Origin of the sequence: Microcystis sp. T1-4, from assembly GCF_000297435.1 — a bacterium.
Lineage (GTDB): Bacteria > Cyanobacteriota > Cyanobacteriia > Cyanobacteriales > Microcystaceae > Microcystis.
On the sequence record NZ_CAIP01000089.1, the window covers coordinates 1 to 5956 of the forward strand.

Annotated in this window: 7 protein-coding genes and 1 pseudogene; all 8 read right to left on the bottom strand. The window is 41.2% G+C overall.

All coding sequences use genetic code 11. The features are described 5' to 3' along the window. Nucleotides 1-60: 60 nt before the first annotated feature. Entirely contained in the window at nt 61-183 is a 123-nt protein-coding gene (locus MICAI_RS27520; protein WP_255348746.1) for a hypothetical protein, read from the bottom strand. 19 nt (nt 184-202) lie between these two features. Beyond that, complete coding sequence (locus MICAI_RS04770) at nt 203-523, bottom strand: hypothetical protein (protein ID WP_008198570.1); 321 nt, start codon at nt 521-523, stop codon at nt 203-205. A 49-nt stretch (nt 524-572) separates the two neighbouring features. Further along, nucleotides 573-1871, bottom strand: a complete 1299-nt coding sequence (locus MICAI_RS04775) for a family 10 glycosylhydrolase (protein WP_008198571.1) — start codon at nt 1869-1871, stop codon at nt 573-575. An 86-nt stretch (nt 1872-1957) separates the two neighbouring features. Further along, nucleotides 1958-2743 (bottom strand): SH3 domain-containing protein, encoded by a 786-nt coding sequence (locus MICAI_RS04780; protein WP_008198572.1) that lies wholly within the window; start codon nt 2741-2743, stop codon nt 1958-1960. A 50-nt stretch (nt 2744-2793) separates the two neighbouring features. After that, nucleotides 2794-3693 carry a glycoside hydrolase domain-containing protein gene (locus MICAI_RS04785; protein WP_008198574.1) on the bottom strand — a complete coding sequence of 300 codons (900 nt, stop codon included), beginning with the start codon at nt 3691-3693 and terminating at the stop codon, nt 2794-2796. Between the two features lie 41 nt (nt 3694-3734). After that, the gene (locus MICAI_RS04790; protein WP_008198575.1) at nt 3735-4607 is read right to left on the bottom strand and encodes an SH3 domain-containing protein; all 873 of its coding nucleotides are present in this window, start codon (nt 4605-4607) and stop codon (nt 3735-3737) included. A gap of 113 nt (nt 4608-4720) precedes the next feature. After that, the gene (locus tag MICAI_RS04795) at nt 4721-5503 is read right to left on the bottom strand and encodes an SH3 domain-containing protein (protein WP_008198577.1); all 783 of its coding nucleotides are present in this window, start codon (nt 5501-5503) and stop codon (nt 4721-4723) included. A gap of 147 nt (nt 5504-5650) precedes the next feature. Continuing rightward, nucleotides 5651-5956: pseudogene (locus MICAI_RS04800) on the bottom strand (hypothetical protein); the annotation flags it as partial.

Here is a 5956-nt window from a genome sequence, read left to right on the forward strand (position 1 = left end):
GAACCTAGAAGAGCCTCTTTTTTTGGAGTCTGTGTCTGTATTTTATGCTACATAAGCTTTTCAGCTTGCTTGTCCCCCTGTCAGAGGATTTTCTTGCGAGCGAGCAATAAAGCCAAACACTTCATCCGTCGTGATAATATCTTTAAGACTTTTCCAGAATTGCTGTATATTTATATTGTTCAAATTACCTGGTTTTAACAGTTCAAGCCACCACCATTGAGGAAAAAAAGAAGCTTTTACAGCGATTATACTTTTTAGAGCTTTTCCAAAACCGATTAAGTTTTTCAAAATCAGTATTTTCACTGTTTTTCTTTTGACATTCTAAACTATCCATTTCCAGATCAGCAAATTCTTCCGAGCCTGTGATAACAGTTGGAAGTTGACTTTCTTGTTGTAATGCTTTATTGGTATCCCAGACTTCATATTCGTTATAAGCAGCGGAGATTAGATTTGCTAATTCCATAGCCACCTTGCGATTAAAACCAGTACCTTCTGGGATTTGAATTTTTTTGACAGAGACCATACAAATAACTCCTTAAGACAATTGTAAGTGAACAAAATTGAAACCAAGCTCATACATAAATACCCGGAGCTTGTAGAGCGATCGCCATTGCATTGCTGTTGTTCGTCAAACCTTCATAAAAGAAAAAGATTTGACCCCCCAAACCTTGGCTACGGTTGTATTTAATAGATTGTACGACATCATTAGTCGTTAAGGTTGTTCGGCTGGCAGTAAAAGCAATTCCAGGTGCGATTTTTTTAAGTTGACTAGCCGTAAGCCGTGTTTTCAGGCTATCTACTTCTGTTTTATAGTTAGCAAAGCTGGTTCGATACAGTTGAGGATGCAAAAAATCTACGATCTCTTGCTTAACCCATACCTCTGAATCCTGCATCAAATTATTTAGCCCAAAAGGAAATGGTGAAGGCGACATTGAAACGATGCAAGTAGATTTTGTACTCTTAATTTTCTCAAATATACTTGCTAAGTATTTAGTCAATATATCGGCTCGGAATTTAATCCAAATGGGGTCTTTGCCATCACTGGGAGGATTAACCCCATGTTTGGCTTTATACTTATCTTTAGTCGCTTGATCATAGCCGCCATTAAAAGGAATAGCAGGAAAGCGATCGCATCCCTGAATTCCATCCACATCGTAGGTATTAACGACTTCTAAAATTAAATCCAGCATAAATTGTTGAACCTCTGGATTTAAGGCATTCATCCAAGTTAATCCGCCATGTTGAACTTTATTGCCTGAACTATCTAAAGCTGACCAGTTAGGCTTAGTCTCCAAAATATGACCGCCATCAGCATCGGGTGAAGCCGCGAATCCATATTCAAACCAAGGAAAAACCATCATTCCCCGACTTTTGCCCTGTTTAACAATCTCCCTTAAAGGATCAAAACCTACATAACCAGGGTCTTGATTAGGGAAACCATTCTTCGTCATTACAGTACTTGGAAAAGCGGTAAATCCTCGATTCCAAACCGCAGGACAAACAGTATTAAAGCCATTACGTTGCAAAAAATTGAGAGCGTTACTAATGGTTGCCGGAGAAGTTAAAACAGAACTGTGAGTACGGTCAACAATCCAAACTCCTCGTACTTCTGTTGTGATTGATGGTGGTGGTGGCGGCGGTGTAACAGGAGCGACCCAAGCGGCGGCGATAAATCCAGTGTCAGTTCCAACTGTAACCTGATGCCAATCATTACGAGTCCCCCCCCCAAAAGTATAATTACTACCGGCAACGGTTTTGATAATCTCAACCAAAGTTCCTGTCGGTAGTGACTTAATAATGTTACTATCCGTGCTGGAATTGGGTTGACTTCTTAAGTTGAGAGAACTTGCCGTAATTTTGCCTTGAGCCATGATTGTAACCTTAAAAGAAATTAGACAATATAGAGAGAGCGAATTTTATCCTCCTTATTCAAAACAAGAGGGATATTTGAAAAAGATTAACCCTTAAAAGTAAAAAACTTAGTGGAGCTTAAAGCACTACCGAAGCCATCACTTAAGGCTAAATTATTGCTACTAACACGACCTGCTTGAGCAATTCTGACACTAGCAGAGCTATCAGGGCGAACAATAGCAATATGACCTTGACGACTACCGCGCACTCCAGGAAAAGAAGCAACCACAACTTTATCACCCTGGGCAATGCTGATAGCCGCACTTTGGGCGGAGGCTTTATCGGCGGTATCAGAGCTAACTAATTTCCATTTTCCCAATGAACTTGCATTTTGATTTTGAAAAAAAATAAACAGAGCTTCCGCCGAAAAGGGTTTAAAAGGAGTGTTATTACCATAAACGGGATGGGGTTCTACATAGGAGCCAGCACTAGAATCTAAACGAGGAAGATCAATCCCTAATTGATCCAAAACATCGGCGGCAAACCAATTACAAAAAGTTTCAGCCCTGCCATCTCCAGTAATATCTTTTGCTCGGTAATAGATGTGACCAGCATTAACTTTGAAAATTGCGTCAAGAACATTGCTAGTCCCGTCTGGATTCCCCGTATCAATAATAAATGCTGCGGCTAAAAAACCTTCTTGTCCAGCAACTTTTACTTTGTGCCATTGATTTGAGGTTCCCCCCGCCGGTAAACTGTAACTTCCGCCGGTTATGGTATCTAAAATTTCGGCGAGAGTTCCCGTAGGAAAAGCAGATAAAATAGTGCTTGAAGTATTGGGAGATGTGCGTAAATTAAGGGTACTTGCGGTAATTTGTCCAGTACGAGCCATTGGTTTACTCCTGAATTGAATCAATGAAAAATTGAGGGATTGAAAAAAAACTAGCGGCTTAGCCAAATCACTTGACCACCGAGGCTGTCTGTTTGGGTCTCGTCGTAATCAATGTGAATACCATGCCTTAGTTCACCCATCGGAGGATTAGGGATGGTTTGAATTAGCTGATAACCCCGCCCTGGAATACTTGGAACTGTACTTCCTGATTTCCAGTAATGTTGAAACTTTAAATTAGCTAGTTGAGTTCCTGTGAGAATTGCATTTGCACCAACATAAATACCAGGAACATAACCTTTGGCCGCAACTTCATTAAACCAATTATTGCAATAGGCAATAACATTACTTGCAGAAGTCCCTGACTTCACGCCCTCTAAATCTAACCAAACATTAATTCCTGCCGGAAAACCGACGGAAACTGCATTATTAGCAGCATTTTGACCTGTCGTCGTTCCTAAAGAACCTGTCGGAATCCAACCTGATGTGCGGACTCGCTGAACGGGACTAAGAGCTAATCCTGATGCTAAAATGTCTTCCGCTTCTTGACGGCTTAAATCAACATTTGTTTGTTGTGTTCCTAAAGAAAGATAGCGCAAACAATAACGAAAATTTTTAGGGTCATTGGCAAATTTACTAATTAATGTCGGATTTAACTTGCTTGCACAATCAAAACCAATTAATCCGGGGGGAGCCAATTCAATATTGCCTTGTAAGGTTCCGGGGGGAGCCAAAGGTTGAATAAAGGCTGCGGCTACAAAACCTGTTTGGCCATCGACACGAACATTATGCCATTGATTGGAAGTTCCACTACTTCCGGGGTAATTGCCTCCTGTAACGGTGCTAAGAATATCAACAACCTTTCCTGTCGGTAAACTTGCTAAAGTGCTACTTGCTGTGTTAGGAGCCGTGCGTAAATTTAAAGTGCTGGCTGTAACTTTTCCCTGTGCCATAGGACTAATTTCCTTAAAAATCAACAAAGTTAAAAAAGTAACTAAACTGGAGCCAAATAACTAGCAAAAGCAAAGCCATCAATAACTCCATCGCCTTGCAAATCTACTTCAACCCATTCGCCCTGTCTTTTGCCAACAAAAACGAGACGACCAAGGGGAAGTAACTCAATGGTATCAAAATTAGTGCCAGGCCCAGAGCGGAGTCTTAAACCCGATCGAGCATTAACTCGGTATTGTTGAGTATTGGTGGAGCTACCTTTGGCTAATTGCAAATACTCCCAGATATACTCACCGTAATACTTGCCACTGCTATCTTTATGGCCTTGTTTAAAGCCTCGGCTAAAATCAACACTTCCCCTGTTATAAGCAATAGCTACATAGACCATTTCTTTATCAGTCAAGCTGGTTTTATCCTTGCCATAAGTGCTGATTAATTTTGAGTTTAATTCCTCAACACATCGGGCTAAACATTGATCAAATTCGTACCACTGTTTTTCTAAAAAATAATCTGGATTGGTTAAGAAAAATTGTAGGTCATATTGAAAGATGCCGAAGCCTCGACAAAATCTATCTGGGTTTCTGGCGGCAACTTTGAAGTCATGATTGTACAAGGCAATATCTTCAAGTGCTTGACGAGCAACTTGAAACATCTCTTTGCCTTTCGGTTTTGCTTCCAGTGCCGCTCTATCAACTGGAAAGGCGGTTCTATCAGGCGCACCGATTGTGTCTCCAACACAAAGCTCTAGGGTTCTTGCTACACTTTCTCTTTTGTAAATATTACGCCAGAGATAGCCAGTTTCTTGTAAGGCGATCGCCACTAATAGTTCAAGGCGGAAAGGTGTATTATCAATAGCGGCGATGATATCTGATTGAAATTGGTCTTTAAACCAAACAATGTCGTCTTGAATACTCATAGCAAAAATGGACTAAAGGCTGGTAAAATTTACAGTTATAGTTGACAAGAATTTGTATTACCTAAAATGGCAATAGTGGCGAAAACTAGCTTTCACTACTTAGATAACATTACTTACTCCTCTGTGAAACCTTGTGGATTATCCGCAGCACAACCTTCTTCCTCTTCTTCAATGTTTGCCTGATCTGAAAAAGCCATCACTCGCAGTGATCCCTCTTGCACTGGTTTTAAAAATGTTCTGAATACATAGCCATCGATAACGCCATCGCCCTCAAGATCAACTTGAGCCCATTCTTGATCTGCTCCATCAAATCCTTGTATCGTAAGGATAGTCCCTAAGGAAAGTGTTCTAATAATTTTAAAGCTTTGGCTAGGGCCAGATCTGAGATTTAGCCCACTACGTGCGTTAACTGAAAACAGAGATGAACCATTTTGAGGGTTTGGGAAGGAAAGTGGGTTATTCCAACCTTTTGTAGCAGCATTTTCTAGCCAACTGGGAGCCGCTCCTCTGCCAGCATTTCCTCCCCAAGTAGCACGGCTCCCAAAGCCAACATGAATTCTTGTTGGCCCCATATAACCAACATCTCCACCGATTCCAGTAGCACCAAAACTTGCCGCAGCTTCAACAAATGCCTCAAATAAAGGCAAATCATTTGAATCAGTAAATTTAAGAACACGACCATCTTTTATCAGGTCTAAGTCAGCAGCATTGCCTAAGTCATGTCGAGTACTCCCTACCCGCTTACTACAAGTACCGATTGCACATTGACCACCTGACTCAACTCTAACCTCGTCAATTCCAGCCACAGAGGCAGCAAATGATAATATTTGCTTGAGGCGTGAAGCAATTGGCAAATCTCTTGTTTTGCCTGCGGTATTTTCAACTACACGAACCATAACAATAACTATGTCCTTTAATGAGAATTAGACGATTAACAAACTGTTTATCAATGGAAGAAGTCTTGAGACAAACCTTAACCTTAACCTTAACCTTAAGACAAGGATTGATTGTAAATAGAGGGAGTCTTCTAAGAAACTAGAATTTTAGGCAGAGTCAGACTGGGTTTCCAAGATAATCCTAGCACCTAATTTCTGGGCTTTGCGTTGCAAATTGTGAAGAAGTCGCTGACGATACCGTTCATCCTCCTGTTCTGGTGGAATAGCAGAGAAAGGCACTTGATGCCTCAGCATATGGTAAACAATACGTGCCAGTTTATGGGCTGTGGCGACTACTGCTTTAGGGGTTCCCAGCTTGGTTTTCATCCGTCGATAAAAACTCCCTAATGCTGTCTGACTGCGTCCTAAACTGGCGGCGGCTTGTCGAAATGCCCTGACAGGGGGACAAGCGAT

Excerpts from the sequence above, each read along its gene's own strand:
- MICAI_RS04770 (WP_008198570.1), bottom strand. The coding sequence starts at position 523 with ATGGTCTCTGTCAAAAAAATTCAAATCCCAGAAGGTACTGGTTTTAAT.
- MICAI_RS04775 (WP_008198571.1), bottom strand. The coding sequence starts at position 1,871 with ATGGCTCAAGGCAAAATTACGGCAAGTTCTCTCAACTTAAGAAGTCAA.
- MICAI_RS04780 (WP_008198572.1), bottom strand. The coding sequence starts at position 2,743 with ATGGCTCGTACTGGACAAATTACCGCAAGTACCCTTAATTTACGCACA.
- MICAI_RS04785 (WP_008198574.1), bottom strand. The coding sequence starts at position 3,693 with ATGGCACAGGGAAAAGTTACAGCCAGCACTTTAAATTTACGCACGGCT.
- MICAI_RS04790 (WP_008198575.1), bottom strand. The coding sequence starts at position 4,607 with ATGAGTATTCAAGACGACATTGTTTGGTTTAAAGACCAATTTCAATCA.
- MICAI_RS04795 (WP_008198577.1), bottom strand. The coding sequence starts at position 5,503 with ATGGTTCGTGTAGTTGAAAATACCGCAGGCAAAACAAGAGATTTGCCA.